Raw genomic sequence first — 25581 nt, forward strand, 5'->3', positions numbered from 1 at the left:
CCGAACAGGATTGCGGCTCTCGCACCGCACTTCCAGGAGTCTACTTGCTCACTCAGGCGCGCTTCGAAAGCGGGACGAACGCGAGATCGTCCGGGCCCGTGTAATTTGCGCTGGGTCGAATGATCTTGTTGTCGACGCGCTGTTCGATGATGTGCGCGGCCCAGCCGGACGTGCGCGAGATCACGAAGAGCGGCGTGAACATGGCCGTCGGCACGCCCATCATGTGATACGACACCGCGCTGAACCAGTCGAGATTCGGGAACATCTTCTTCGCGTCGGCCATCACGCCTTCGAGCCGCTCGGCGATATCGAACAGCTTCATGTTCGACGCTTCCTTTGACAGATTCTTCGCCACTTCCTTGATCACCTTGTTGCGCGGATCGGAGATCGTGTACACGGGGTGTCCGAAGCCGATCACGACTTCCTTGTTTTCGACGCGGCGGCGGATGTCGGCTTCTGCCTCATCCGGCGTCTGGTAGCGCGACTGGATCTCGAACGCGACCTCGTTCGCGCCGCCGTGCTTCGGGCCGCGCAGCGCGCCGATCGCGCCCGTGATGGCCGAATACATGTCCGAGCCCGTGCCCGCGATCACGCGGCCCGTGAACGTCGACGCGTTGAATTCATGTTCCGCGTACAGATTCAGCGACACGTGCATCGCATCGACCCATGATTTCGGCGGCTCCACGCCATGCAGCAGATGCAGGAAGTGGCCACCGATCGAATCGTCGTCGGTTTCGACTTCGATCCGCTTGCCGTTGTGCGAGTAGTGATACCAGTACAGCAGCATCGAGCCGAGCGAGGCCATCAGCTTGTCGGCGATATCGCGCGCGCCCGGCAGGTTGTGATCGTCTTTTTCGGGCAGCACGGTGCCCAGCACGGAGACGCCCGTGCGCATCACGTCCATCGGGTGGGCTGCTGCGGGAATCCATTCCAGCGCGGCCTTCACGTTCGCGGGCAGGCCGCGCAGCGCTTTCAGCTTTGTCTTGTAAGCGGCGAGTTCGGCGACGTTGGGCAGCTTGCCGTGTACGAGCAGATACGCGATCTCTTCGAACTCACAGGCGCCCGCGAGATCGAGAATGTCGTAGCCGCGGTAGTGCAGGTCGTTACCGGTCTTGCCGACCGTACACAGCGCAGTGTTGCCCGCCGTCACGCCCGACAGGGCCACGGATTTCTTCGGCTTGAATGCGCCCGCGCTCGTTGCGCCGTTGTCTGCTTCGCTCATGTGTCTTCCTCCAGGTGCCATTACTTGTGTGCGGCGAACAGCGCGTCGAGCTTGTCCTCGTACGCGTGATAGCCAAGGTATTTGTAGAGATCGTCGCGCGTTTGCATCGTCGGCACGGCGGCTTTTTGCGTGCCGTCGCGCAGCACGGTCTCGTAGAAGTTGAGCGCCGCCGCGTTCATCGCGCGATACGCGCCACAGCAGTAAAGCGCAATGTCGACGTTCGCTTCGCGCAGTTCCGTCGTGGTAAAGAACGGCGTCGCGCCGAACTCGGTCAGGTTCGCGAGAATCGGCACCTTCACGGCGGCCTTGAAGCGGCGATAGTCGTCGAGCGTTTTCATCGCTTCGGGGAAGATCATGTCCGCGCCTGCTTCGACATACGCGACGGCGCGCTCGATCGCGGCGTCGATGCCTTCGGCGGCGGCTGCATCGGTGCGGGCCATGATGACGAACTGGTCGTCGGTGCGCGCATCGACAGCGGCTTTCACGCGATCCACCATCTCTTCCGTCGCGACGACTTCCTTGTTCGGGCGATGCCCGCAGCGCTTCTGGCCGACCTGGTCTTCGAGGTGAACGGCCGCGACGCCCACCTTGATGAACGAGCGGACCGTGCGCCCGATGTTGAAGGCGCCGCCCCAGCCCGTGTCGATATCGACGAGCAGCGGCAGGTTGGTGGCGTCGGTGATGCGGCGGGCGTCGGTCAGTACGTCGTCCATCGTGCTGATGCCGAGGTCGGGTACGCCAAGCGAGTTCGCGGCGACGCCGCCGCCCGACAGATACAGCGCCTTGAAGCCGACGGCTTCGGCCATCTTTGCGACGTACGCGTTGATCGCGCCGACAACCTGCAGCGGTTGTCCTTCTGCGACGGCCTGGCGGAATGCCGCGCCGGCGCTGGTGGGTTGTTTGGCTGAGTTCACAGTGAGGCTCCGTTGTTTGCGCGGCTATATCTGCAAGTGGCGTGCCATGCAGCGTTATGTCGCTAAGTCTCTGATTTTGCGAGGCACACAACCGCACGAGCGTTCGTGGAAATTTCAAAAGTGAAACCCGCAGTTTCTGTTGTGAAATTTGAGGCGCATAATGGAAGGCCCCGCCGTTTTTTGAACCGGATCGCTTCGATGAGCACGCCGTCCACCGCTTCGAACCCACGCCCGCGCATCTGGGCGATGGGTATCAGCCGCTTGCGCGACCTGTTCGTCGATATCGCCAGCGAGTACGCGGGCCGCGCGGACCTGCGCGTGGTCGCGCGCGGCTTCGACGACGCCATGCAGGAAATCGACGCCGCGGGCGCCGAGCGTCCCGACGTGATCGTCGCCGGCGGCTCGAATGCCGCGTATCTGAAAGGGCGCGTCAACGTGCCCGTCGTCGCAATCACGCCGACGGGCTTCGACGTGATGCAGGCGCTCGCCCGCGCGCGGCGCGACGGCGATTCGGTGGCGCTCGTCACGCACGGCGAAACGCCCGACGAGGTGAAGCGCTTCACGGCCGCTTACGGCATCGACGTGATCTTCGCGTCGTACCGCTCGACGGAAGACGCGGAGAACTGCGTGCGCGAGCTGCACGAACGCGGCGTCGATGCCGTGGTCGGGCCCGGGCATGTGACCGATCTCGCGGAGCGCGCGGGCATGGGCGCTGTGTTTCTGTACTCGCGCACGTCGGTGCGCAGCGCATTCGATACCGCCCTCGACGTCGCGCAGGCTACGCGCGCCGAGGGCGTGCGGCGTCAGCGCCTCGATAACCTGTTGCAGCACCTGCGCGATGGCGTCGTCGCGCTCGATGCGCAGGGACGCGTCGAGGCGATCAATCAGCGGCTTGCGGACGTGCTCGGCATCGACGCCGCGAGCGCCGCGGGCGTTCCGTTGCAGAAGCTCGCGCCGGATCTCGCCAGCGCGCTGCCCGATGCCGACGGCGATACGCTGGTGTCCGTACGCGGCGCGAGCTATCTCGTGCATCGCGGGCCGCTGGCGGGCGCGGGTCACGCGGCGGGCACGGTGCTGACGTTCCAGGAATCGCGTGCCGTCGAACGGCTCGACCGCACGCTGCGTTCGCGGCAGCGCGGGCAGCAGTTCACCGCGCGCTACCGGCTCGACGACCTGGTCGGCGAATGTCCGTCGATCGAACGCGTGCGGACGCTGGTGCGGCGCTACGCGAAGTCCGATGCGACCGTGCTGATACTCGGCGAAAGCGGCACCGGCAAGGAAATGGTCGCGCAGAGCATGCATCGGCTGAGCGCGCGGCGCGACTTCGCGTTCGTCGCGATTAACTGCGGCGCGTTTCCGGAGGCCTTGCTGGAGAGCGAGCTGTTCGGCTATGAGGAAGGCGCGTTCACGGGCGCGCGCAAGGGCGGCAAGGCGGGTTTGATCGAAGCGGCGCATCGCGGCACGCTGTTTCTCGATGAAATCGCCGAGATGCCGTTGCCGCTGCAAAGCAGGCTGCTGCGCGTGTTGCAGGAACGCGAAGTGGTGCGGCTCGGTTCGACGGAACCAACGCGTGTCGACATACGCGTCGTCGCCGCGACGCACCGCGCGCTGACGGAGGGTATCGAGGCGGGGACGTTTCGCGCCGATCTCTACTACCGGTTGAACATTCTGAGCATTGCGCTGCCGCCGTTGCGCGAGCGCACGACGGACGTATTGCCGCTCGCCGCCGAACTGCTGTTGCAGGCGGCCGCGCGCGAGCCGAGGCTGGTGGCGCGCGTCCCTGATTTGCAGGCCGCGACGCGGGTGCTCGGGCAGATCGGCGAGCCGTTGCGCCTTTATGCGTGGCCCGGCAATGTGCGCGAGTTGCAGAACGTGATCGAGCGGATCGCCGTCGAACTCGCCGACACGGAAGGCGACACCGCCGACGTGTTCACGCGCGAGATGCTCGATGTCGTCGCGCCCGAACTGGTCGCGTCATCGGTGTCGCAAAAGAAGGATGCGTTGACGTTGCGCGAGCGCAGCCGTCACGTCCAGGCGGACGAAATACGCGCGATGCTGGCTGCGTGCGGCGGCGATCGCGACGCAGCGTGCAAGGCACTCGGTATCAGCAAGACCACGCTGTGGCGCAAGCTGAACGCAATTCAATGAGCAGCGTGCTTACCAGCCCATCAACGCGGTGCCAAAAAGACCGACTGCCACGACGGCCATACCGATCGTGAGCTTTTGCAACCAGCGCTTTCTCGTGAGCAGCGTGATCGCGGCGAGCGCGATGGAGATCTGAATCAGCGTCGTCGCCTGCGCCCAGCGGTGATGCTGATGCTGCAACGCCTCGCTTACTTCATTGTCCTTCTTTACCTGCTTTTCGAGCGTCTCCGCCTGCTGTCGAATCGGCTCTTTCTCGGTCTTGTAGCGCTGCGTGTCGGTGATGAACTTCGCGTGCGCGGATGACGCCGGATCGGTCAGCGCCGCGCCCAGTTCGGCGAGATTCTGCTTTTCGCCCTTGGCCTGATAGTAGGCCCACTGGTTTGCGGCTTCCGTCTTGAGTATCGCCGCCTCGTTCTTGAAGAAGAGCGCCTGGTTTTCGTTGGCGCCGCTCTGATAAGCGGCAATCGCGCCGACGCTCGCCAGGATGGCCGTCATGACAGCGAGGCGCGAAGCGTTGCTGTCGTTGCCGTGGCCGCCTGCATGCTCGATCGCATGATCATGCGGGCCATGCACTTCGTATTCGTCTGACATCGTGGTTGGAGAAGTCGAAAAGCCGCCAGCATACCGCAGCGTGCGCCAGGTAAAAAAGCGGCAAAAAGCAGGTGTTGTATCCTGGCGAATTCGCTACGAGGCAGGGGAGAACGCGCGATTCAGCATTGCAGCCTGCGCTGCGCGCGATACTCGGTTGGCGAAGTTTTCATATGCCGCCGGAAGCTGCGCGCGAGATGGTCGCCGCTGGTCAGGCCGGCGCGCTTCGCCACCTTGTCGACGGGCAGGTCGGTTTCGATCAGCAGATTGCAGACGACCTGTAGCCGCGCATGCATCAGATAGTCGGAAGGCGTCATGCCGAGTTCGCTTCTGAAGTGACGCAGGAGGCTGCGTTCGCTCATCGCGGCGACCTGTGCCGCGTCTTCTATCGTGACCTGACGGCGGCAATTGTCCTGCAGCCAGTGCGCGGCCGCGCGCACTTTCTCCGCCGGTGTGCTGCCGACCACGTCCTCGAAGATCGCGTTGAGCACGTCGTGCGAGCAGATCGACAGGCGCTCGGCCACGCGGCGCGCCATGCTGTCGCCCATGTCGCGGCGAATCAGTTTCAGCGCGCCCGTGAGCGCGTCGTGGAGACTTTGCGATCTCGTCTTGCATTCGCCGGAAAGGCGCGCCGCGCTCGCTTGCGAATCGCGCTCCCATCCATTCGGTTCGCTGCACGCGTGACCATCGAGACCGGGCAGCGGCGCGCCGACGAGCCGCACGTCGGCCGCCTTCGAGCGCGCGCGGTTGATCCACGCAATCAGCGGCGCGGAGCGTGCGTCGATGCACGCGTCGGCGCCGACAATCGCAAAGATCGCATCGAATTCATGGCCGGCGTGCGTATCGAATGTTTCGGCGCTGACGAGCAACGCGGCGGAACTGGCGATATACCCGTCGTGGTCGGAAAGCGTGGTGATCTGATAGAACCACTGGATGGGGCCGCGCGCCGACAGCTCGCTCGCGGCTTCGAATGCATTGGCGATGACGCTGGCGCTCAGCAGGTCGAAGCCGTCGAACAGCACGACAGCGACGCGCCGCAGTCGCCGGGGAATGACGTCCGTGCCATCGGAAGCTTGCGTTTCGGGTCTTGGAGCCGGACGTGTCGACATCATTTCTTCCCCAACCTGAATGAACAGGACCAGAACCTCGAGGACCGACTCCGATACGGAAGCATTCCGCGCGATGCCTATGCGAGGAAGGCTCCAGTTCACTCGCTAAAAAGCCATGCTGCCTCGATAAATCGATCAGCGAATGTGGGCGAGCGCACGCAACGCGATGTATGTCCGAAGAACAGCAGTGCTCCCCCATGACAGTCAATCGCGCATTCACACGCATGCGCCAATCTGCAGATCACTCGCTGACGGTTGGCTGACGTCTTTTCAGTTTTCGCGCGAAACGCAGCCTTCCTTCTGCGTCCCCATGATCTCGACGAGCATCGCCTGATAGGTCGAATGGCATTGCTCGGCGGCGTGAAAGATTTCGGCCAGTGCCGCGCGGGCGGACGCAGCGTCGTGGTGGCGCGTTGAGTCCGAGAGCGCGAGTAGGGTCCGTAGCGTGTTGCGTTGCTGGCTCACCAGCATGTGGAGCGCGCTGCCGAAGTTGTCCTGCTGGTTGGATGTGAGGCTCATGTCGGTTCCGTGGGGCGTGTATCTAATTGCAAAACGTTCGAAGGACAGATCTTGTTCCCACGCTCACATCGATGATTCGTTGCTCTCCAACGCCGATATCGACGATTCCGCGGCAATGCCTCGCACCTTGTGCTTGTAGACGGCTTGCGCGATCTTCAGGTAGTTCTCTGCCGTGTCGTGCAACGTATAGCCGTCCAGCGCGCGATACGCGCGGGGCACACGCAGCGCGTGCAGCAATGCGCGCGCATAGGTGGAAGGATCTTTCGTGTCGACGAGCGATACGCCTGGAAAATCGCGGGCAAATTCGAATGCTGCAATGCGGCTCGCGACAACGGGAATACCCGACGCCAGTGCTTCGAGAAAGCCGATGCTGTGTGCCTCTCTGAGAGACGGCATCGCAAAGACTTGCGAGGCCTGCAGAATCGCCGCGACATTCGATGCTGGACCGCACAGCGTCACTCGCTCGTCCAGGTTCAAACGTTGCACGAGTTTCATGGCCATATCGTGATAAACGGGATCTTCGACGACGCCATACAACACCAGTCGCGCGTCAGGCTCCTGTTGCAGCACGATTTCAAACGCGTGAATGGTTTCCAGTTGCCCTTTGTCGACGACGTAGCGGCCCAGTTGGACGATCTGCTGTGAAGTGCTGCGATCGGCAATGACCGATGCTGAAGGTGCAGCTTGAAAGCGCGGCAGATCCACACCGTTGGGAATCACCGTTACGAGCGGATGCGGCCCGACTTCACGCAGATAGTCGAGCGTATTCTGCGACGAGACACCGACCACGGCCTTCGCGCGACGGGAAAGCACGCGCTCCGCCCATCTTAGTTTCGGGTTCGCGAAGTCATTGGAGCCGGAGTGCATCACATAGATGACGGGTGCGGCAACGGGAAGAAGACGCACATAGAGCGCGGCTAGCGTCGCGTGCGCAATGATCACGTCCGGTCGAAATTGCCGTATGCAGCGCCATAGGTGCATGAGACGCCCGATACGTCCTTGCGGCGATTCGGGAAAGTCGCACAGTACATCGGCTGCCGCTAGTTCGCTGCGGCTATGATCGAAGTCCGCCATTTGCGGCTGCATCGACGCGATGCAGACTTCGTTGCCACCCTCCCTGTGCTGGATTGCAAGACCCTTTGCCAGAATCTCCGCACCAGACAAACGTGGCGCATAGACGACCTGTAGTATCCGCACTTTTCACCGTCTCGAATGGGGCGTGATCTCAGAGAACCGTGTCTCTCGTCTTTCTGCAGCGTACGGTTGCGTGGGTCAATCGTCAATTGTCGTAACCGACATGAGTGGATATACCATAGCCAATCGATACATTGCGATTCGGTCAAGCACTAGTTGTTGCTGGACACGAGTGCTCGTTCAAAGAACTTTTCCCTTTTCGCTTCGCAAATGGGAGTGAGAGCAGTCCTCATCCGAGTGCGACTGCAATGTCTCTATTGAACCAGGCGATCGAGCCAGAGCGTTTCCGAGTAAACGGCTGGCAACGGAAAACCTTCCATCGGAATACTTTGCAAATTGTTTCCGTCGAACGCGTATCGCGCCAGAGCGGCAGTGCCCGCCGAGAAGAGTGTGTTGGCGAGTACGGCGTCCGTGCGTTCGTAGAAGACGAGTGCAGTGCGGTTGTTATCGCGGAGCAGGGCAGGCGCGGCGTCCTGCCACCGGAGATCGCGCAGATAGGCGAGTAAAACGGGCGCAGTCTCCCGATGCTGTACGTTCCACTTCCATACATCCACGCCGCCGGGCTCCTGGAAATGCGGCACGGTCATCACAATCGTTGCGTCGGCGCTGGCGTCGCGCGTAAAGCGTGTGGTGTCGCGCTGGAATTGAGCAGGCAGAAGAGATGTTGCGCCAAAGCTCCAGTGTTCTTTGTCGACGCTGAGTGTCGTGACGGCCAGGCGACGGTTATCGTCAGTAGATTGCACGGCAATGAACGTTGCTGTGTCTTTGCGAGTGCTGCTCACGGTGAGCAGTTGCACATTGGACTTCAAATAGTTCGTACCTTTGACTTTTGTCTGCTGGATCTGCCCGGCTTGATTGGCGCTGATCGTCCATAGATCGACAGCCTTGTCTGATCGTTGCACTGCAGCGAGGATCTTTTCGCGCGATGTTTCTTTGGTCGAAAAGGCAAGGTACTGCTGCGTGCGTTCTGCAGGTATTCGGCCATCGCTCTGAAACCAGAGAACTGGTGCGGCAAAGTGATTGCCATTGCTGCGCAACAACCAGAAGGCAGATCCGCCGTTTCGCGGCGTGACGACCATGAGATCCGCCCGGCCGTCGCCATCGAAGTCGCCAGTCAGAAAGCGCGCGCTGTCGAAACACAACGTATCGGCACCGCACGTCGGCATCGTCGCGCGGCTATCGAAGCGCACGGCACTCGCGTACCAGTTTTCGGGCTCTTCAGGTTTGCCTAAGATTGAAGTCTGAACATAGACGTCGAAGCCGGGGCCGTCGGAACGCCTTTGCACATAGACGGCCGAGAGCGTACCGTCGCCCGTCACGTCCCCGTACATTGCGCCCGTGAGACGCAAGTCAGTTGACCATGACGGACGCATTGTGGACCAGCGGTAACGCGTCGTCATGGACGCGCATCCTCTGATATGAAGGCGGTTGTTCTCCGCGCCAAGGCAACGACGCGAGGGCGTGAATATCAGACCAAAGTCCCAAGGCGTCCAGCGTTGCGACACGTTCCATTCTTCACATGGTTCTTCCGCGAGTCTGCCGTCATGTTCGGCGACGCATTGCCCCGTCGCGACGGAGACGAGTGCCGCATTGTGCTGGTTGCCCGCGTACGCAGCGCGCGGCTCCCATTTCCATTGCTGACTGGCAGACTCATCGCAAGACGCGAGTTCGGGGCCGCGCGCATTGCCTCGCGAAGTCAGGCATTGACTGGAACCGGTATTGAAGAGCACAGAAGGAATGGCGACGAAATCCGGCTTTGTATGAAGTGTGGTGTCGTCGCGCAAATAGTTGCGCAAAACCCAGTTGCCGTCCCATTGGTACTCGCCGAACACATGCGCGATATCGCCACCGTCGATTGAGAAGTAGCTGGCCGCTATGTCGCGCTTGCGTTGCGCTTCTTCGCCGAACAGCGTCGCGGGCCAGGTTCCTGTCGGATACGTTGTGTAGAAGGCAATGGGAATAGAGCGCCCCAACGTTTGCGCGACATGGCGTGTCATGCGGGCGGTGTAGATATGGTCAGGGTGCTCGATGAACGGCACTGTATCTGGGTTCAGCGTGGCGATTCGCGTCGCGTCCTGCAGTAACGTTTTGAGGACGACGAAAAGCGAATCACGTGTGTAACGCGTTGGCGGCAGTTCGCCATGTCCCATTGGAAAGGTTGTGAGCGTTGCGCCCTGATCCCACAGCAGCGCGAGCGGCACGCGGCCGCCGCGGACTGCGCCGCCGGGAAGTCTGAGTTCGAGAAGCCGTACGCGTGGTTGCGCTTTCAATGTGAGCTGGAATGCCGGCTTTCCGGCAATCTGTACTGTCGATTCATCCCACGCATTCCCGACTCCAGCAAGACGCGCATAAGCCAGTCGCGAGGCTTCCTCACGCTTTTGCACGTACGCGAAATTCGCTCCGTTGGCGCCGCCAATCAGATGAACGGTGGTGACGCACCATCCCGCACGCAGCCGCTCGCTGATTGCGGGCTCAACGAACAGCAGATCGTCATCGAGGTGTGCGACAACTGTCACGAGCGTGCCCGCACTGCAATCGGCGGATGACGCGCGTGCCGTCCCGATCAGAATGAAGCACATGCAAAGAAGAAACAGGACACAGCGGGACAATCGAAAAAGCCCGAATGGCGACGTATTCATATGATTGCGATCGTCCCTTTTTTTCTTGGTGTTGTCCCCGAGAGCCGTAGTCGAACGGATGAAGTAGCCTCGGCTTGTTCACGCTTGCTATTACACCAGTCCTTTTCTTACTGTTTGAAAGACAAATCATCCGTTTTCGCGATAAAGATGTTGAAGCGACCGCTTCCAGATAAGCACGAAAACCAGTCTATATTTGTGAGCCGTCCTTTAACAGAGCGTAGTTCTCCCGGTTCGAACGCGGATTTTAGTGCGGCGAACAGCCTTTAATAGACAGAGTGCAGTTGTCAGTGGCAATCCATACAAACGTAAGCCTGCACCCGTAATAAAGTAAGTGGCCTCTGACGCAGCGTTCGTCAGTAGCCTGAGCAATGAAGACAATTCGATAACGGCATCCCGACGGGTTCGCGCGTCGTGCGTTTCTGCCAATAGCGGTGTTTTGAGGACGTCATGCGGATGCTGTTCGTTATCGGTCACCTCGGTGACTACCACGTGCCGCGCTATGAAGCGTTGATGCGGCTTGCGAGGAGGCGTGGCGACGAAGTCTCTCTGGTCGAAGTATTCGGGCGGTCGGGCTTCTATTCGTTTCCGCAAACCCGGCGCGCGTCGTTTTTCGAGCAACGTCACGAGTGCGTCACCACCCTGGAGAATGATGTCAGCGACGCTGGTGGACGCTGGCTGAATGTCTTCGCGCGTCTCACTGCGATCATCCGGCGAATGGAGCCGGATGTCGTCGTGACGTTGGGCTATGACACACCGTACTCGTTGTGGCTCTGTTTCGTCAGAAGGTTCACGAGACCGTTTGGCCTGATCTACATGTCGGACTCGAAGGCCGACGACGGCCCGCGCAGCAGCATTAAGGAATGGCTGAAGCGCCGGCTGGTGCGGCGGTTCGACGCCGCGCTGGTCGCGGGAGAAAGGCATCGCGACTACGCGGAGTCTCTCGGCATTCCGCGCTGGCGCTCGCGAGTCGGTTTCGATGTGATCGACGTCGACCAGTTTTCGCGCCGCGCTGCCGCTGCGCTTGCCACTGCCGACGACGTTCGCCGTGTACGCGGCTTGCCGCAGCGCTATGTGCTCTGCGTCAGCCGCTTCGTGGCGCGCAAAAACGTGGATGTCGTCATCAATGCGTTTGCGCGTTCCCGTCTCGCGGACCATGCGATCGAACTGGTTCTGATCGGGCAGGGACAGGACGAGCCCATGCTGAGAACACTCGTATCGCAGCTCGAACTCGAGAGGAGCGTGCGCTTTCTCGATGCACTGCCCAACGGCGAAATGCCCGCGATTTACGGCCTTGCCGATTTCGTGGTGCTCGCCAGCGAGTTCGATCAATGGGGACTCTGCATCAACGAAGCATTCGCGGCGTCGCGCACGGCGATCGTCACGCATACATGCGGCGTAGCGCGTGAGCTTGTCGTGAACGACTCGAACGGCTATGTCGTCGAGCCTGGCAACGCGGAGATGCTCGCGGCGCGCATGCGAACATTGGCATTGGACGATGTGCTGCGCGAACGCTTATCTGCCCGCGCACGGCTGAGCGTCGAGCAATGGAAACCGTCCACGTTCGCGAGCAATCTGATGGAACTTGCCGATTGTGTGCTCGATTCCGATCAGGTCGTCTCGCGAGCAGAGCATGAGTAAAGCGCATCGTCGCACTATCGCGCGGGGAGAGAATCATGAATGAGCCGGAGAGCCTCGGGGCATGCACGCCGTTTCAGTTATGCATGATGGCGGAGGAACAGGACGAAGCGTTCGTGGATGTCATGGCGTTGGCAAAAGCGAACAGCGAACTCGATCTGAATGCGGCCGTCGCCACGCTCGCTGAGATCCACGAACTCGTGAAGGGCTATCTCGAACCTTGAGTCGAGAACATGCTGCAGATCGCGTCGCGCAACCATGCAATGCCGGGGTCGGCGGAAAACTGCATGTGCGTGTGTACCTGAATTTCGATCGGTGGCAATGAAAAAGGCAACGGCAGGATTCGGAATGCCTTGTTTCGATTGAACCGCTGCGCAATGCTTTTCGGAAAGATGACAGCGAGGTCGGTGTTCTGGACGATCTCCGGCGCAACCACGAAATGCGGCAGCCGCAGCACGATATCGCGGCGCAGATTCAATTCCTCCAGCCATTGCTCGACCATCCGGTGACCGGTTGCATTTGTGCTCGCGTATACGTAACGCAGGGCGGCAAGGTCGTCCTTGGTCGGGTTGCGCTTGCGTAGCGGATGTCCCGCGCGCACCACGCACACGTGCTCGTCGACGAACAGTGTCGTGCTGATGCAGGCGGCGTCCAGTCCCGGCACATAACCGAGCGCGAGATCGATCTCGCCGCTTCGCATCGCGGTGCTCACGGCATCCACGGAGAAGTTGGCGACCTCTACACGTATGCCGGGCGCGGTGCTGTCGATCATCGCGAGCAGCGGCGGCAGAAAATAGAACTCTGACATGTCCGACATCGACACGCGAAACACGCGATGTGCCGTCGCGGGATCGAACTTCGCCAGTTGCTGAACCGCGACGTTGATGATGCCGAACGCCTGCGCGAGCGGCGCATGCAGGCGGACAGCGGCGTCGGTGGGCACCATGCCCGTCGGCGTGCGAACGAACAGGGGATCGTCGAACAGCGTGCGCAAGCGGCGCAACGCGTGACTCACGGCGGGTTGTGTGAGCCCGAGACGCGCGCCCGCTGCAGTGAGGCTGCGCAGATCGGCAATGGCCAGAAACACGCGCAGAAGATTCAAGTCCGTGATGCCTGGGGGCGTATTTGTCATGTCGTTCGAAACCCGGCCGTGGCGGCGCGCGACCCGCTTGCGGTCGGCCGCGCCTCGCTGTTGGACCGAACCCGCATGCCCGCGTTCGGCGCTTTCACTCGCGCGTCAGATTACCGTAAATGCTGTGCATCGGGTAATGCGGCGTGGCTCCGCTATACGGCGGAAACGAATCGAAGTCCGCTTTCATTCGCGCACGCACGGGCGACGCAAGTGCAGCGTCGAGTGAAGCGACGTCATCGAATACGACCTTGTTGCGTTGCATGGCCGTCGCACGCGCGTGCTTCAACGCCGAGCGATAGTCGATGCGCGTATAGATCTCCAGTTCGCGAATGCCGGGCAACTGCGTCATCAACGGAGGATGATGAGTCAGATAGTGCGTGAGCCATGCATTGAAGTCGTCCGCTTCACCTTCGTAACTGACGAGGTAGGTACAACGTTCTTCTCGTGCCTCGATTGCGTGCGGCGTCGAGAACTTGCGCACGGCCATTGCCTGCTGGAACAGCGTGCAATCGTCCATGCTTGCGGCGATGCCGTCAGCGGCGGCCTGTAGAACACCGCCCGGTTGCAGCGCGGCTTCGAGCCGTTCGAGATCGTCGAAATACCATTGCGTGACGCAGAACGGTCCCGACGCTGTGCCCTCGTCGCGCACGGCAGGAAGATGCAACACGAAGCGCCGCAAACCCTCCACGTCGTGCGCGGCCGACCGCAAGCGCGAGATAGTCGATCGATCGAATACGCCGCGCGCGTGACTGCTTTCGCCAATCAGAAAGAGGCAAACTTCCACGCTTACCTCGCGCATTGAGTGGAAGCGGATGCTGCCGCCGCAACCGGTCGCACGAGACGATGAAACTGCCGCGCGAAATAGATCAGTCCATCGCCATCGGAGCTGACCGAGATATCGTCGATGCGTACGAACATCACCGAGTGAGACCCGACGCTCTTGAGTTCGACGATCGTGCCTTCGAGATTCGCAATGGCGTGCGAAAGCACGGGCACGGCCGAGCGTCCCGGCTTCCATGCGTGGCGTGCGAAGCGCTCGTCCATCGGGCACGATGTCATGCCCGCGAAGTCGCGCGCGAGGTCCTGATACTCGCCCGCAAGCACGTTGATGCAGACGCTGCGGTTCTCGCGCAGCACGTCGTGCATATAGCTGGCCTGGTTGATACAGACGAGCATCGTCGGCGGCTCGTCGGTCACCGAGCAGACGGCGCTGGCTGTGAGGCCGCAGCGTCCGCTCGGGCCGTCGGTCGTAATGACGTTGACGGCGGCGGGCAGGCACGCCATCGCATCGCGAAAGCGCCGCTTCATCTCTTCATTCGTCATAGCTTGCTCCATGTGTTCGTTCGCGCGCTGCATCACGGATACGGCGTGACGGGCGGTATGCCGACGAACAGCGCACCCGACGCGTCATACGTGCCCTCGCCGAGAAACGCATGCTGCGTGACGACGATCGAGTCGCGCACCAGACGCTGCAATCGGCTCTCGCGATAAATCGCGGCGATGCCCGCCATCTGATACGCCTGCATCACCACTTCTGCGCATACGTGGGCCGCATTTGTCGCGCTCAGGCGCATCAGATTCGCCTGGTCCGGCGTGACGGGGTCGCCCGCGAGAATCGTGTCCCACGCAGCTTGCGAGGATTCGTAGAAGAACGCGCGCGCGCTGCGCCACTGCGCTTCCGCTTTCGCGAGACCCGAGCGGTAGTAGCCCCGGTCCGCGAGACGCGGGGCGCCCGTCGTCGTTTTTGTCGCGCCGGACATATCGGTCAGGAGATCGAGCGCGGCGCGCGCCAGGCCGACGTTCACGGCCGCATGCACCTGCGCCTGGTACGCGACGGCGGGGTAGCGATACAGCGGCTCGTCGATCAGCGCGTGACCGCCGCGCACGAAGGTCCATTGCGCATCGACGAACTTGTCGCGCAAGCGCAGATCGTGACTGCCCGTGCCCTGCATGCCGACCACGTTCCAGTTGTCGACGATCTCGACCTCGCTCGCGGGAAACACGGCGGTGAAGGGCTTGCCCGCGCCCGCATCGCCCGAACTCGCGGGTGTGCCGCCAATGCCGACGCCGATCCAGTCCGCGCCTTTGCAGCCGCTCGCGAACCGCCACTGGCCGCTGACCTTGTAGCCGCCCGGCACTTGAATCGCAGGTTGCAGCGGATAGAGACCGCCCGCAAAAACCTGATCCGGTCCCTTCGCGTAGATCTGTTGTTGCGTTTCGACGGGCAGTGACGCGAGATACGTATTCGCCGATCCGAACGCGGCAACCCATGCTGTCGAGCCATCTGCGATCGCAATGCGTTCGAGGATTGCGAGAAACTGCGGCGGCGGCAGCGCGTCTCCGCCGAAACGGCGCGGCGTGCTGGCGCGGTAAATGCCCGCACGTTTCATCTTCGCGATCATGTCGCGGGGCACATGCGAGAGCTGATCGAACTCGTCGCGGCGGCGTTCGATTTCTTCGATCAGAACATCGAGCGAAATGGGACCGGCATACTCGGGATACGGCTCGCCCTGGTCGATGAAGCGTGGCTCGTGGGCGTACGTCGAAATGCTATGAAGGCTTTGCATGATGAATACGTGTTGAGTTGAATGGATCAGTCGATCAGGCGGTGACGGCTTCGGCGCTCTGCCTTGCCTGCAGCCGTGCCGAGCGTGGGAAAGTTTCTGGCGCGATCAAGGTCGCGATCACCGTGACCAGCGCAAGTGCGACGAGATAGATCGCGACGGGCGTGGCGCTGCGATAGTGAGCGAGCAACGCGGTCGCGATCATCGGCGAAAGGCCGCCGCCGAGTACCGATGAAATCTCGCGCCCAATGCCGAGTCCCGAGAAGCGCAGATGAACGGGCAGCAGTTCGCTGATGAACGCGGGCTGCGCGCCTTCGAGAATGCCGAGCGTGATGCTGTTGGCGAGAATCAGGGCGGCAATCACTTTCCACAGCACGCCCGAGGCAAGCAGCGTGAAATACGGATACGCGACCAGCACCATCGCAATGGCACCGACGAGATAGACCGGCTTGCGGCCGATCTTGTCGGTGAGATGTCCCATCAGAAGCGACACGGGAATCATCAGCAGCATCGACAGCGTGAGCCCGCCGAGTATCCATGTCGACTTCAGGCCGAGAAACTGACCATACGCAATCGAGAACGCGAAGAAGATGTACGACGCGCCGCCTTCGCCGAAGCGGAGGCCGAACACGGTGAGCACCTGGCGCGGGCAACGGCGCAGCACTTCGACGATCGGCATGCGGCTTTCGCGGTGCGTCGCCTTTACTGCGACGAAGTCGGCGCTTTCTTCTACCGAGCGGCGCATCCAGAGGCCGAGCACGACGAGCACGACGCTGCACAGGAACGGCACGCGCCAGCCCCAGCTGAGGAAGTCATCGGGCGACAGCGTTTGCGCGAGCAGGAACGCAGCCGTCGACAGCACGAAGCCGAATGCCGCGCCGCTCGGGCTCCATGCAGAAAGCGCGCCGCGCCTCGATGCGGGCGCGCTTTCGTGAATCAGCAGAATGCTGCCGCTCCATTCGCCGCCCGCTGCGAGCCCCTGAAGAATGCGCAGGAGCACGAGACCGATGGGCGCCGCGATACCGATCTGCTGATACGTCGGCAGCAGCCCCATGCACATGGTCGCGACGCCCATCGTCAGGAGCGTGAGCATCATCACCGTCTTGCGTCCGTAACGGTCGCCGATATGGCCGCACAGCACGCCGCCGACCGGCCGCGCGATAAAGCCCACCGTGAATCCGCCGAATGCCGCGATCGTGCCCGTCAACGGATCGCTGCCGACGGGAAAGAACAGCTTGCCGAATACCAGCGCGGCCGCGGTTCCATAGAGAAAGAAGTCGTACCACTCGAGTATCTGACCGAGCACGGCCGTCGTCACCGCGCGGCGGACGGTGCTTGTCTTGCGTACGGGAGAGGAAGAGGAAAGCGTGGCTGTCGCGTGAGGGTTCATGGCGTTGGGCTGAGCAAGACGTTGAAGTTTCCGCTTCCCGATCGTCGGGACGGGCAGGGCGGCCTGGCGAATCAGACAGACATGGGCGAACGATAGGAGCGTGCGAAAAGACCGTCAAATTCAGGCCAAAAATGCGCGACATAAATGGCATTCATGTCGCTCGTACCATTGTCGGCGTGCATGCAGCCGCAAATAAAGCACGCTTATCGCACCTGTTCTATTTGACTGATTTGACCGCGCATAAAGGCGAACTTAGATTGCGGTCCTCGTAACAGCCGCGGCGCAGTCACCATTCACTGCGTCATTCAATCGAAGCAGTCGGGATGAACGGGATGACGAATCTATGAGAATCAAATTGGCAGCCGCATTGGCCGCATTGACGTTGGTCGAGTGTGCATTCGCTGGCGCGGCGCACGCGCAGAGTTCGGTGACGATGTACGGCATCGTCGATGATGGTTTCAACTGGACCTCGAATGCCGGAGGCCACAATCTGTACAACGTGTCGAGCGGCGTGATGCAGGCGAGCCGCTGGGGGCTGCGCGGCAAGGAAGATCTCGGCGGTGGGCTCGCCGCGCTCTTCGTGCTCGAAAACGGCTTCGATCTGAATAGCGGATCGCTGGGCCAGAAGAATCGCGGCAGCACGCAAGGGCTGATGTTCGGACGCCAGGCGTATGTTGGACTGTCGAATGCGTATGGCTCAGTGCTGGTTGGACGCCAATACGATTCTGTCGTCGATTATGTCGGCCCCTTTGAAGCAGGCGATCAATGGGGTGGCTATATCGCCGCACATCCGGGCGATCTCGACAATATCAACAACGCGTATCGCGTGAACAATGCGATCAAGTACACCAGCGCCAATTACGCCGGCCTTACGTTCGGCGGCGTGTATAGCCTGGGCGGCGTGGCGGGCGAGGCGTCGCGCAATCAGGTGTGGTCGCTTGGTGCCGGCTATGCGAATGGTCCGCTTTCGCTTGGCGTCGGCTATCTGAATGCGCGCAATCCGAATGTCGGATTCTTCGGCGACAACGGCGCGAGCACGGCAGCGACGGCCAGCACGAACTTCATTTCGTCGCCGGTGTATAGCGGCTATGCTTCGGCGCGCACGTATCAGGTGATTGCAGCGGGCGCGGCCTATACGTTCGGCGCGGCGACGTTCGGCGCAACGTATTCGAATACGCAGTTCAGGAATCTCGGTGACACGGTCGAGTCCGGTCCGAATCCGCGCGGCTATCGCGGCAACGCGACGTTCAATAACGCCGAAGTGAACTTCAAGTATCAGTTGACGCCCGCATTCCTGCTCGGCGCGGCATTCGACTATACGCACGGTGGCAGCGTCGATTCGTCGACGGGAACGAACCCTGGCGCGCGCTACTATCAAGGCGCGATTGGCGCGGACTACTTTTTGTCGAAGCGTACCGATGTGTATCTGATCGGCGTTTATCAGAAAGCGTCGGGCACGGACTCGACGGGCACGGCGGCCGTCGCGGCTATCAACAATCTCACGCCTTCCACCAGCGACCGGCAAAGCACCGTGCGCGTCGGCATCCGGCACAAGTTCTGATTGCTACATTAAAGCCGCCGGTTCATATGAAGGCGGCGGCTTTAACAGTTTTAGAACCGATGCCGCATCCCAACAGCAACGACAACCTGCTGATCGTTCGATGACGGACTTTGCCCGCTGATATCCGCAGTCAGGCCGGAGCCGTCGCTGGAGATATGCTGATAGCTCGCCTGCACGTAGAGGTCGGTTCGCTTCGACAGGAAGTAATCGGTTTGCACCGAGACTTCATGCCACTTCGGATGATGCTGGCCTGTTGCGTTCGACATCGAACCCGACGTGTACGTGTATTCGCCGTTTAGCGCGATGGTCGGCGTGAGCGAGTAACTTGCATTGAGTTCGTAATTGCTGAAGCTCATACCCTCGCCATTCGCAACGAGGCCGAGGCTATTCGCGCCGTTGATCGTCGCGAGCCCGCCGAGTTGCGTGCGCGTCCAGACCGCGCCAAACGTCGCCGCGCCGATCGAGTAGTTTCCGCCCGCGCCATACGTGCGCTGACGCGCTGCGATAAACGTGCGGTCGGTCAGCGTCAATGCGCCGTTCGTGTTGCTGCTGCCGCCGTTGTTCGCCTGGAAGTAGCCTGCGCCGAGACGCAGCGGGCCTGCTTCGTACGAGGTGCCGAAGCTGTATAGCCGGTTGTCGTCGAAGCCGCCCGCTTCGTTCGAGAAGCCGTACAACGCACCGAATTTCACGCCCGCATAGCTGTTGCTGGCGAACTTCACCGAATTGTTCACGCGGAACGAGTTGTTCAGATTGTCGTTGTCATACGGGTGCGCGGAAAGATTGTTGCCGCCCGGATGGTGACCCGTAAAGCTGAGCGGCGCGAGGTAGTCGACGACGGAATCGTACTGACGTCCAAGCGTCAACGTGCCGAACCGGTCATTCGACAGCCCCGTATAAGCCTGATAACCGAACAGACGGCCGCCCTGACGCGAGGTGCCGTTCATCACGCTGAAGCCGCTTTCGAGCTGAAAAATAGCCTTCGTGCCGCCGCCCAGGTCTTCGCGCCCGAGCATGCCCCAGTGGCTGCCCGTCACGTCGCCGCTGCCCGCTTGCCACGCGCTGCTGCCTTTCTGGTTGTTCGTGTACGACAGGCCCGCGTCGATCACGCCATACAGCGTGACCGTGTTTTGCGCCTGCGCATGGCACGCGTAGCTCGCCGCGATGGCAGCCATGACGAGTGTCTTCTTCATTTTTTTCCCCTGTTGTTGATTTGAACGACGTGACGATCCACGCAGCAGCGCGGCGCCCACCGGATGGCGGGCGTCGTGCGTTGAAACGAATGCGGCGTGGCGAGGTGGCTGGCTGGGACGCTCGACGAATGTCTAGCGGCTGGCGATGCCGTCCTGAACCGACAGACCGTCGACCAGAACTTGATGCTGGCCGCGCGAACAAGGCTCGATTCGCGCGGTGACTCCGAATACTTCTGCAAGGCTCGCTTGCGTGACGACATCGGCGCTGGGTCCGACGCCTGCGATGCGGCCTACGTGAAGCAGCATCGCCTGATGGCAGGCGCGCATGGCGGTGTTGATGTCGTGCAGAACGACGACAGTGACGATGCCGCGTTCCCGCGTGATGTCGCGCAGCACGCGCATCACGTGGAACTGGTAGTTAAGGTCGAGTGCGGACAACGGCTCGTCGAGCAGCAGCACTTGCGGCTCGCGTACCAGCGCCTGGGCAATGCCGACGAGTTGTCGTTGTCCGCCCGACAACTCGTCGAGCGAGCGCGATGCGAGCGCATCGATGCCAAGGCGTTCAAGCACGGCCCGCGCATTAGCGAGGTCGTCGGTGCGGGCGCCGTGGGCGCGGAATGCGCCGCGCGTCGCGCAACACGCGACGAGCACGGATTCGAGCACCTGCAACTTCACACCTGCGGGCAACGATTGCGGCAAGTAGACAACGCTATGCGAGCGCGCGCTCGCGGCGGACAGTTCGAGCGGCGCGCCGTCGAGCGTCAGTTGACCGGCATGCGCGCGCGTGAGGCCCGCCAGCGCGCGCAGCAGCGTCGACTTGCCGCTGCCGTTCGGACCGAGCAACGCGGTGATCTGGCCACGCGGCAGCGGGCCCGCATCGAGCGATTTAAGCACCGCGCGCTTGCCGTATTGCACGCTGAGGCCGTGAATCGACAGGCCGTTCATTGCGTGGCTCCCTGCGAGCGCACGACGATCCCGAGAAAGAGGGGAATGCCGACCAGCGCCGTTACGATGCCGACGGGAATCAGCACGCCCGGCACGATGAGCTTCGATGCAATCGACGCGAGCGACAGCATCAACGCGCCGATCAGCATGCTGCCGGGCAGATAGAAGCGGTGGTCCTCGCCGAACAGCGTGCGCGCGATATGCGGCGCGATCAGTCCGACGAAGCCGATCGTGCCGACGAACGACACCGCGAGCGCCGACAGCACCGACACGCGCAGCAGCGTGCCGAGCCGCAGACGGCGCACGTCGATGCCGAAACTGGCGGCGCGATCTTCGCCGAGGCGCAGCGCGGTGAGCGTCCACGCGTTGCGCATCGAGAGCGGCAAAGCGACTGCGAGCGCGACGGCGAGTACCGCGATCTTCGGCCAGTCGGCACGCGCAAGTGAGCCTAGCGTCCAGAACACGAGGCCTTGCAGCGCGTCGGCGGAAGCGATGAACTGCATCAGCGAGACGAGCGCATGGAACGCGAACACGAGCGCGATGCCGAGCAGCACGACGCCGGACGTCGACATGCCTCGCCAGCGCGCGACGCCGTCGAGCATCATCGCCGACATGAATGCGAAGAGGAATGCGTTGGCCGACACGAGCCAGCTTTGCGCGATACCGGGCAGCGTGATGTCGAGCACGATTGCGAGCGACGCGCCGAACGCCGCCGCCGCCGACACGCCGAGCGTGTAAGGGCTCGCGAGCGGATTGTTGAGGATGGTCTGCATTTCCGCGCCCGATAGTCCGAGCGACGCGCCCACCAGCAGCGCCATCACCGCATACGGCATGCGGATCTGCCAGACGATCACATTCGTCGCGGCATCCGCCGATGCGTGATGAAACACCGCGCGCAGCAGCGTCGAAACGGGCAGACCGGACGGGCCCGACCGCAGATCGAGCAGCAACGAGCCGACGATCAGCAACGCAACCGCGCACAGCCACAGCACGCGCAGACGCGTGATGCGCAGATACGGCTGCAGGCTGGCGTCCGCGGCGCTTTGCCGGGCGCGCGCGGAGCGAATCAGGGAGACGGAATCGGACATCGCTGCGCCCGTTAATGCGAGGCGTCAGCCGTGGACTGCGCGAGCGGCGCGTCGACCCACTCGGCGCCTTGCGGCGGCACCGCGAGGAAGCGCTTGTACAGTTCGGCTTGCGTCGCATGCACGTCGAGATCTTTGAACTGCGCCGGATAGAACCACTTCGCAAACGCTTCGATCGCGAGAATGTTGTACGGCGAGTCGTAGTAGTTGTGCGAGATGCCGTGCGCGTTGCCGTCGTGGATCGCCTTGATCGTGTCGAAGCCGGGGCGCGCGATCAGTTGCGCGAGGCTCGCGCGCGCATCGTGCTCGCTCGTCAACGCGCCGACGCGCAGCGACGCGAGGCCCGGTTTCGTGCGGCTGCCCGTCGCGATGTAGACGTCGGGCTGCGCGGCGATCACCTGTTCCATGCTGATGTCGCCGAGCACGCCCGGCACGAGACCTTGCGCGATATTGCGTCCGCCCGCGGCCTGCACGAATTCACCGAAGTTGCCGTTGCCCGCCGTGTGGCAGCAGCCCGCATCCCAGACACCCGCAAGCAGATCGACGAATACCTTCGGGCGCTGCGCTTCGGGCACACGGTTCACGACGCTCTGCACGCGCGCCAGATGCTGCTGATAGAACTGGATGTACGCGTTGGCCTGCTGATCGCGATGCAGCACCGCGCCGAGCAGCTTGATGCTCGGCAGCGTGTTTTGCATCGGATGCAGGCGGAAGTCGACGAATACGACCGTCGTGCCCGTCGCTTCCAGTTGCTTGACGAGCGCGTTGTAGCGGCTCGGGCCGTGGCCGCCGATGCTGAAGATCGCCAGATCGGGCTTGAGGCTCAGCGCTTTTTCATCGCTGATGCTGTCTTCCGTCGCTTTGCCGATCAGCGGAATCGTTTTGATGTCGGGGAATTTCTGCGCGTACGCGTTGAAGGTCTGCGGGTCCATCAGCGGCAGATCGCCTTGCCAGCCGACGATGCGCGCGAGCGGCTTCTGGCCTTCGAGCAACGCGACGGCCGACAGCAGGCGGCTTTCACCGAGCAGGATGCGCTGCGGTTCGGCGACGGGTACGCGGATCGTGCGGCCGGCGAGATCTGTGAGGGTGGCGGGTGCAGCCGCGTTCACAGGCGCTGCGGCGCTCGCCGGTTGCGCCGCGAGCGCGGGTGCGCTGACCGTCAGCGTAAAGCCAGCCGCAACAACGAAAGCGACGGAGGCGGCCACTGAGGAGGTGGCACGCGCCGCCGTCGAAACGGCCCGCCCGCAGGCCGAAGAAAGCACGGAAATCGACATGATATAGTTGCTGGATGAGAATTATTTGCATTTACCGGCGCAACTTTAGCCACGAGATGTAATGGCGATGTGTTGAAACGGCGCACTTTTGTAATGGAATGTGTTGAGCCGTCTTTTTCCCGTTGCAATGCGGACAATGCGGGCTGAGTGGAAGAGAAGAAGAGCTTTTGATGGACCACATACTTGTCGTCGATGACGACCCGAACATTCGCCAACTGCTCGGCGACTATCTGCGCAGCATGGGCTATCAGGCGACGACGGCCACCAATGGCGCGCAGATGAAGCAGATCATCAAGGCGTCGCAGATCGATCTGGTCGTGCTCGACCTGATGCTCGACGGCGAGGACGGACTCGAACTCACACGCGAGCTGCGCCGCGAGCGCGGCATGCCGATCGTGATCCTGAGCGCGCGCGGCGGATTGCTCGACCGCATACTCGGCCTCGAAATGGGCGCCGACGATTACCTGCCCAAGCCATTCGATCCGCGCGAGCTGGTCGCGAAGATCAAGTCGGTGTTGCGCCGCGCGCGCAGCACGCCCGGCGCGCTTCCCGCCGATGCCGCCGCGTTCGTCAGCTTCGCGGGCTGGAAGCTCGACACGCGGATGAAGCAGATGCTGTCGCCCGAAGGCGTGGTCGTGTCGCTCGGCGGCTCCGATTACCGGACGCTGCGCACGCTGCTCGATCATCCGAACCGGCCGCTGTCGCGCGATTTCCTGCTCGACCATGTGTTCGGCAAGGAGCACACGCCGCTCGACCGTTCGATCGACGTGTGCATCAGCCGCCTGCGGCATCATCTGAAAGACGCTGCGCGGAGCGCCGCGCTCATCCGCACGGTACGCAATGAGGGCTACATGCTGGTCGCCGACGTCGCGTTCGAAGCATGAGCGGCCGCGCGATGAAACTGCGTGCGTGGCCCGATTCGCTATTCGGGCGGTTGGTGATGATTCTCGCTGTCGGTATGTTCGCCGGGCAATTGCTCACCAGCACGATCTGGTTCGAAACGCACGACAACCGCACGCTCGAAATTCCCGCGCGCCTGTTCGCGAGCCGTCTCGCTGATACCGTCCGCCTGCTGCAGCACGCGCCCGATGCAGCCGCGCGCGATGCGATCGTGACGCAACTGTCGGATGCGCGTTACCGTCTGCAATGGACCGACGCGCCGCAGCCCGTGCAGCAAACCTCGCTTGCGAAGCGCACGGTCAGCGACCTGATTACGGGCGTGGTTCGCAGACGTCTTGGCGAGCCGATCGACGTGCGTCTGATCGATGCCGAACTGCGTGACGAAGAGCACAAGCACAAGGGCATCCTGAGTCTCTTCGATTCGCGCATGCCCACTGGCGATTTTCACGTGCAGATGAAGCTGCCCGATGGCAGGTGGCTCGACGCGCAGGCCAATGAAGGGCAGGCGGGCATGCTGAGCGAGCCGGGGTCGCTCGTGTTCGATTATCTCGTCAGGATCTATCTGCTGCGCTTCGTGGCGATCTGCGTGCTGGCGTTCGTCGCCGTGCGCTTTGCGGTTCAGCCGCTACGCGATCTCGCTCGAGCCGCCGATGCGCTCGGCCGCAATATCTATCGGCCGCCGCTGCCCGTCAGCGGTCCGCTCGAAGTGCGCAGCGCGGCGATGTCGTTCAATTCGATGCAGCGTCAACTGACGGAGAGCTTTGCAGGGCGCGCGCGGTTTTTGACTGCTGTGTCGCACGATCTGCGCTCGCCGCTGACGAGACTGCGTCTGCGTGTGGAAATGCTGCCCGACCCGCAGTGGCGCGATCGACTGCGCGGCGATCTCGACGACATGGAGGCGATGGTGCGCGCAACGCTCGATGCCGTGCAAGGCATCGAGGTGACGGAAGCGCGGCACGAGATCGATCTCGATTCGATGCTCGAAGGGTTGGCTGAAGATGCGCGTGAGGCGGGGCACGCGGTCACGATGGAAGGGCGGGCGGCGCGGCCTGTCGCGGGTTATCCGCGCAATCTGAAGCGCTGTTTGCAGAATCTGCTCGATAACGCGATTCGCTATGGCGGCGAGGCTTCGATTCATGTTGTCGACGACGGACGCGCGGTGCGTGTCGCGATCCGTGACAACGGCCCCGGTATTCCCGACGAAACGATGCTGGCGCGCGTGTTCGAGCCGTATTTTCGCGGGAATGCGTCGCGCACGGATGGAACGGGTGCGAGTAGTGGCACCGGGCTTGGGTTGACGATCGCGCAGAGCATCGCAGCCACGCACGGCGGGACGCTGACGTTGCGCAATCGCACGGCGGGTGGGCTTGAAGCGGAGCTTGTGTTGCCGCGTGATGTATGAAGCCGATTGCGCCGGTGTACCGACGCGCGATTTCGATGGAATAAGCTTCTACGCCCAGCTGTTCTGGTAAGGAAAATCACAAAAACGTCACCGATATTCCTCCAACCGGATCGCAATCATGTTTCCTTTCCGCTCGTACTCCAGCAACGTCATTCGCGCAATGTGCATCGACG

22 protein-coding genes are annotated in these 25581 nt (G+C 62.1%); 6 read left to right on the forward strand and 16 right to left on the reverse strand.

What is annotated here, in order from left to right; all coding sequences use genetic code 11:
• Positions 1 to 52 precede the first annotated feature (52 nt).
• Positions 53 to 1222, reverse strand: coding sequence for a bifunctional 2-methylcitrate synthase/citrate synthase (prpC, locus tag C2L65_RS31375; protein ID WP_103254609.1), 1170 nt, complete (start codon positions 1220 to 1222; stop codon positions 53 to 55).
• 20 nt (positions 1223 to 1242) lie between these two features.
• Positions 1243 to 2136 (reverse strand): methylisocitrate lyase, encoded by an 894-nt coding sequence (gene prpB / locus C2L65_RS31380; protein ID WP_042315160.1) that lies wholly within the window; start codon positions 2134 to 2136, stop codon positions 1243 to 1245.
• A gap of 198 nt (positions 2137 to 2334) precedes the next feature.
• Here prpB and prpR point away from each other — a divergent pair, with 198 nt between their 5' ends.
• Positions 2335 to 4284: a propionate catabolism operon regulatory protein PrpR gene (prpR, locus tag C2L65_RS31385; protein WP_042315158.1), complete on the forward strand. Its 1950-nt coding sequence runs from the start codon at positions 2335 to 2337 to the stop codon at positions 4282 to 4284.
• 9 nt (positions 4285 to 4293) lie between these two features.
• On the opposite strand, the gene C2L65_RS31390 is transcribed toward prpR, so the two are convergent.
• The 5 genes from C2L65_RS31390 to C2L65_RS31410 form a co-directional block, all read right to left on the reverse strand.
• Positions 4294 to 4872 (reverse strand): DUF4337 domain-containing protein, encoded by a 579-nt coding sequence (locus C2L65_RS31390; protein ID WP_042315157.1) that lies wholly within the window; start codon positions 4870 to 4872, stop codon positions 4294 to 4296.
• Positions 4873 to 4991: 119 nt separating this feature from the next.
• Positions 4992 to 5981 (reverse strand): GlxA family transcriptional regulator, encoded by a 990-nt coding sequence (locus C2L65_RS31395; protein WP_233446685.1) that lies wholly within the window; start codon positions 5979 to 5981, stop codon positions 4992 to 4994.
• A gap of 267 nt (positions 5982 to 6248) precedes the next feature.
• Positions 6249 to 6497 (reverse strand): hypothetical protein, encoded by a 249-nt coding sequence (locus C2L65_RS31400; protein ID WP_042315156.1) that lies wholly within the window; start codon positions 6495 to 6497, stop codon positions 6249 to 6251.
• Positions 6498 to 6560: 63 nt separating this feature from the next.
• A complete protein-coding gene (locus C2L65_RS31405) occupies positions 6561 to 7694 on the reverse strand; it encodes a glycosyltransferase family 4 protein (protein ID WP_042315155.1) in 1134 nt (377 codons plus the stop codon).
• Positions 7695 to 7945: 251 nt separating this feature from the next.
• Entirely contained in the window at positions 7946 to 10075 is a 2130-nt protein-coding gene (locus C2L65_RS31410; RefSeq protein ID WP_427910212.1) for a hypothetical protein, read from the reverse strand.
• 708 nt (positions 10076 to 10783) lie between these two features.
• Between C2L65_RS31410 and C2L65_RS31415 the strand changes: the two genes are divergently transcribed.
• Together C2L65_RS31415 and C2L65_RS31420 are read left to right on the forward strand one after the other, a co-directional pair.
• On the forward strand, positions 10784 to 11968 hold the full coding sequence (locus tag C2L65_RS31415) for a glycosyltransferase family 4 protein (RefSeq protein WP_233446686.1): 1185 nt from the start codon (positions 10784 to 10786) through the stop codon (positions 11966 to 11968).
• 35 nt (positions 11969 to 12003) lie between these two features.
• Positions 12004 to 12189: a hypothetical protein gene (locus C2L65_RS31420; RefSeq protein WP_042315152.1), complete on the forward strand. Its 186-nt coding sequence runs from the start codon at positions 12004 to 12006 to the stop codon at positions 12187 to 12189.
• Here the strand turns inward: C2L65_RS31420 and C2L65_RS31425 are convergent.
• From C2L65_RS31425 to C2L65_RS31445, 5 genes are all read right to left on the reverse strand, one after another.
• Positions 12174 to 13097, reverse strand: a complete 924-nt coding sequence (locus tag C2L65_RS31425) for a LysR family transcriptional regulator (protein ID WP_042315151.1) — start codon at positions 13095 to 13097, stop codon at positions 12174 to 12176. The two genes, C2L65_RS31420 and C2L65_RS31425, sit on opposite strands and share 16 nt — an antisense overlap.
• 94 nt (positions 13098 to 13191) lie before the next feature.
• Positions 13192 to 13881, reverse strand: a complete 690-nt coding sequence (locus C2L65_RS31430) for an EthD family reductase (protein WP_042315163.1) — start codon at positions 13879 to 13881, stop codon at positions 13192 to 13194.
• A gap of 2 nt (positions 13882 to 13883) precedes the next feature.
• Positions 13884 to 14420, reverse strand: coding sequence for a 4-hydroxyphenylacetate 3-monooxygenase, reductase component (gene hpaC, locus C2L65_RS31435; protein ID WP_042315162.1), 537 nt, complete (start codon positions 14418 to 14420; stop codon positions 13884 to 13886).
• Between the two features lie 32 nt (positions 14421 to 14452).
• A complete protein-coding gene (locus tag C2L65_RS31440; protein WP_042315150.1) occupies positions 14453 to 15664 on the reverse strand; it encodes an acyl-CoA dehydrogenase family protein in 1212 nt (403 codons plus the stop codon).
• A 34-nt stretch (positions 15665 to 15698) separates the two neighbouring features.
• Positions 15699 to 17051: an MFS transporter gene (locus C2L65_RS31445; RefSeq protein ID WP_042315149.1), complete on the reverse strand. Its 1353-nt coding sequence runs from the start codon at positions 17049 to 17051 to the stop codon at positions 15699 to 15701.
• A gap of 355 nt (positions 17052 to 17406) precedes the next feature.
• Between C2L65_RS31445 and C2L65_RS31450 the strand changes: the two genes are divergently transcribed.
• Positions 17407 to 18612, forward strand: coding sequence for a porin (locus C2L65_RS31450; protein WP_427910216.1), 1206 nt, complete (start codon positions 17407 to 17409; stop codon positions 18610 to 18612).
• 50 nt (positions 18613 to 18662) lie between these two features.
• Here the strand turns inward: C2L65_RS31450 and C2L65_RS31455 are convergent, their stop codons facing one another.
• The 4 genes from C2L65_RS31455 to C2L65_RS31470 form a co-directional block, all read right to left on the reverse strand.
• Complete coding sequence (locus C2L65_RS31455; protein WP_042315147.1) at positions 18663 to 19802, reverse strand: porin; 1140 nt, start codon at positions 19800 to 19802, stop codon at positions 18663 to 18665.
• A gap of 132 nt (positions 19803 to 19934) precedes the next feature.
• Complete coding sequence (locus C2L65_RS31460) at positions 19935 to 20747, reverse strand: ABC transporter ATP-binding protein (RefSeq protein ID WP_103254610.1); 813 nt, start codon at positions 20745 to 20747, stop codon at positions 19935 to 19937.
• Positions 20744 to 21835 (reverse strand): FecCD family ABC transporter permease, encoded by a 1092-nt coding sequence (locus C2L65_RS31465; RefSeq protein ID WP_042315144.1) that lies wholly within the window; start codon positions 21833 to 21835, stop codon positions 20744 to 20746. Before C2L65_RS31465 ends, C2L65_RS31460 begins: the two co-directional genes overlap by 4 nt.
• Before the next feature lie 11 nt (positions 21836 to 21846).
• Positions 21847 to 23106 carry an ABC transporter substrate-binding protein gene (locus C2L65_RS31470; protein ID WP_052427026.1) on the reverse strand — a complete coding sequence of 420 codons (1260 nt, stop codon included), beginning with the start codon at positions 23104 to 23106 and terminating at the stop codon, positions 21847 to 21849.
• Positions 23107 to 23276: 170 nt separating this feature from the next.
• Between C2L65_RS31470 and C2L65_RS31475 the strand changes: the two genes are divergently transcribed.
• Complete coding sequence (locus C2L65_RS31475; protein ID WP_042315142.1) at positions 23277 to 23990, forward strand: response regulator; 714 nt, start codon at positions 23277 to 23279, stop codon at positions 23988 to 23990.
• Positions 23991 to 24001: 11 nt separating this feature from the next.
• Positions 24002 to 25408 carry an ATP-binding protein gene (locus C2L65_RS31480; RefSeq protein ID WP_052427027.1) on the forward strand — a complete coding sequence of 469 codons (1407 nt, stop codon included), beginning with the start codon at positions 24002 to 24004 and terminating at the stop codon, positions 25406 to 25408.
• Positions 25409 to 25581: the final 173 nt, after the last annotated feature.

It is taken from the genome of Paraburkholderia terrae, assembly GCF_002902925.1.
Taxonomy (GTDB): Bacteria; Pseudomonadota; Gammaproteobacteria; order Burkholderiales; family Burkholderiaceae; genus Paraburkholderia; species Paraburkholderia terrae.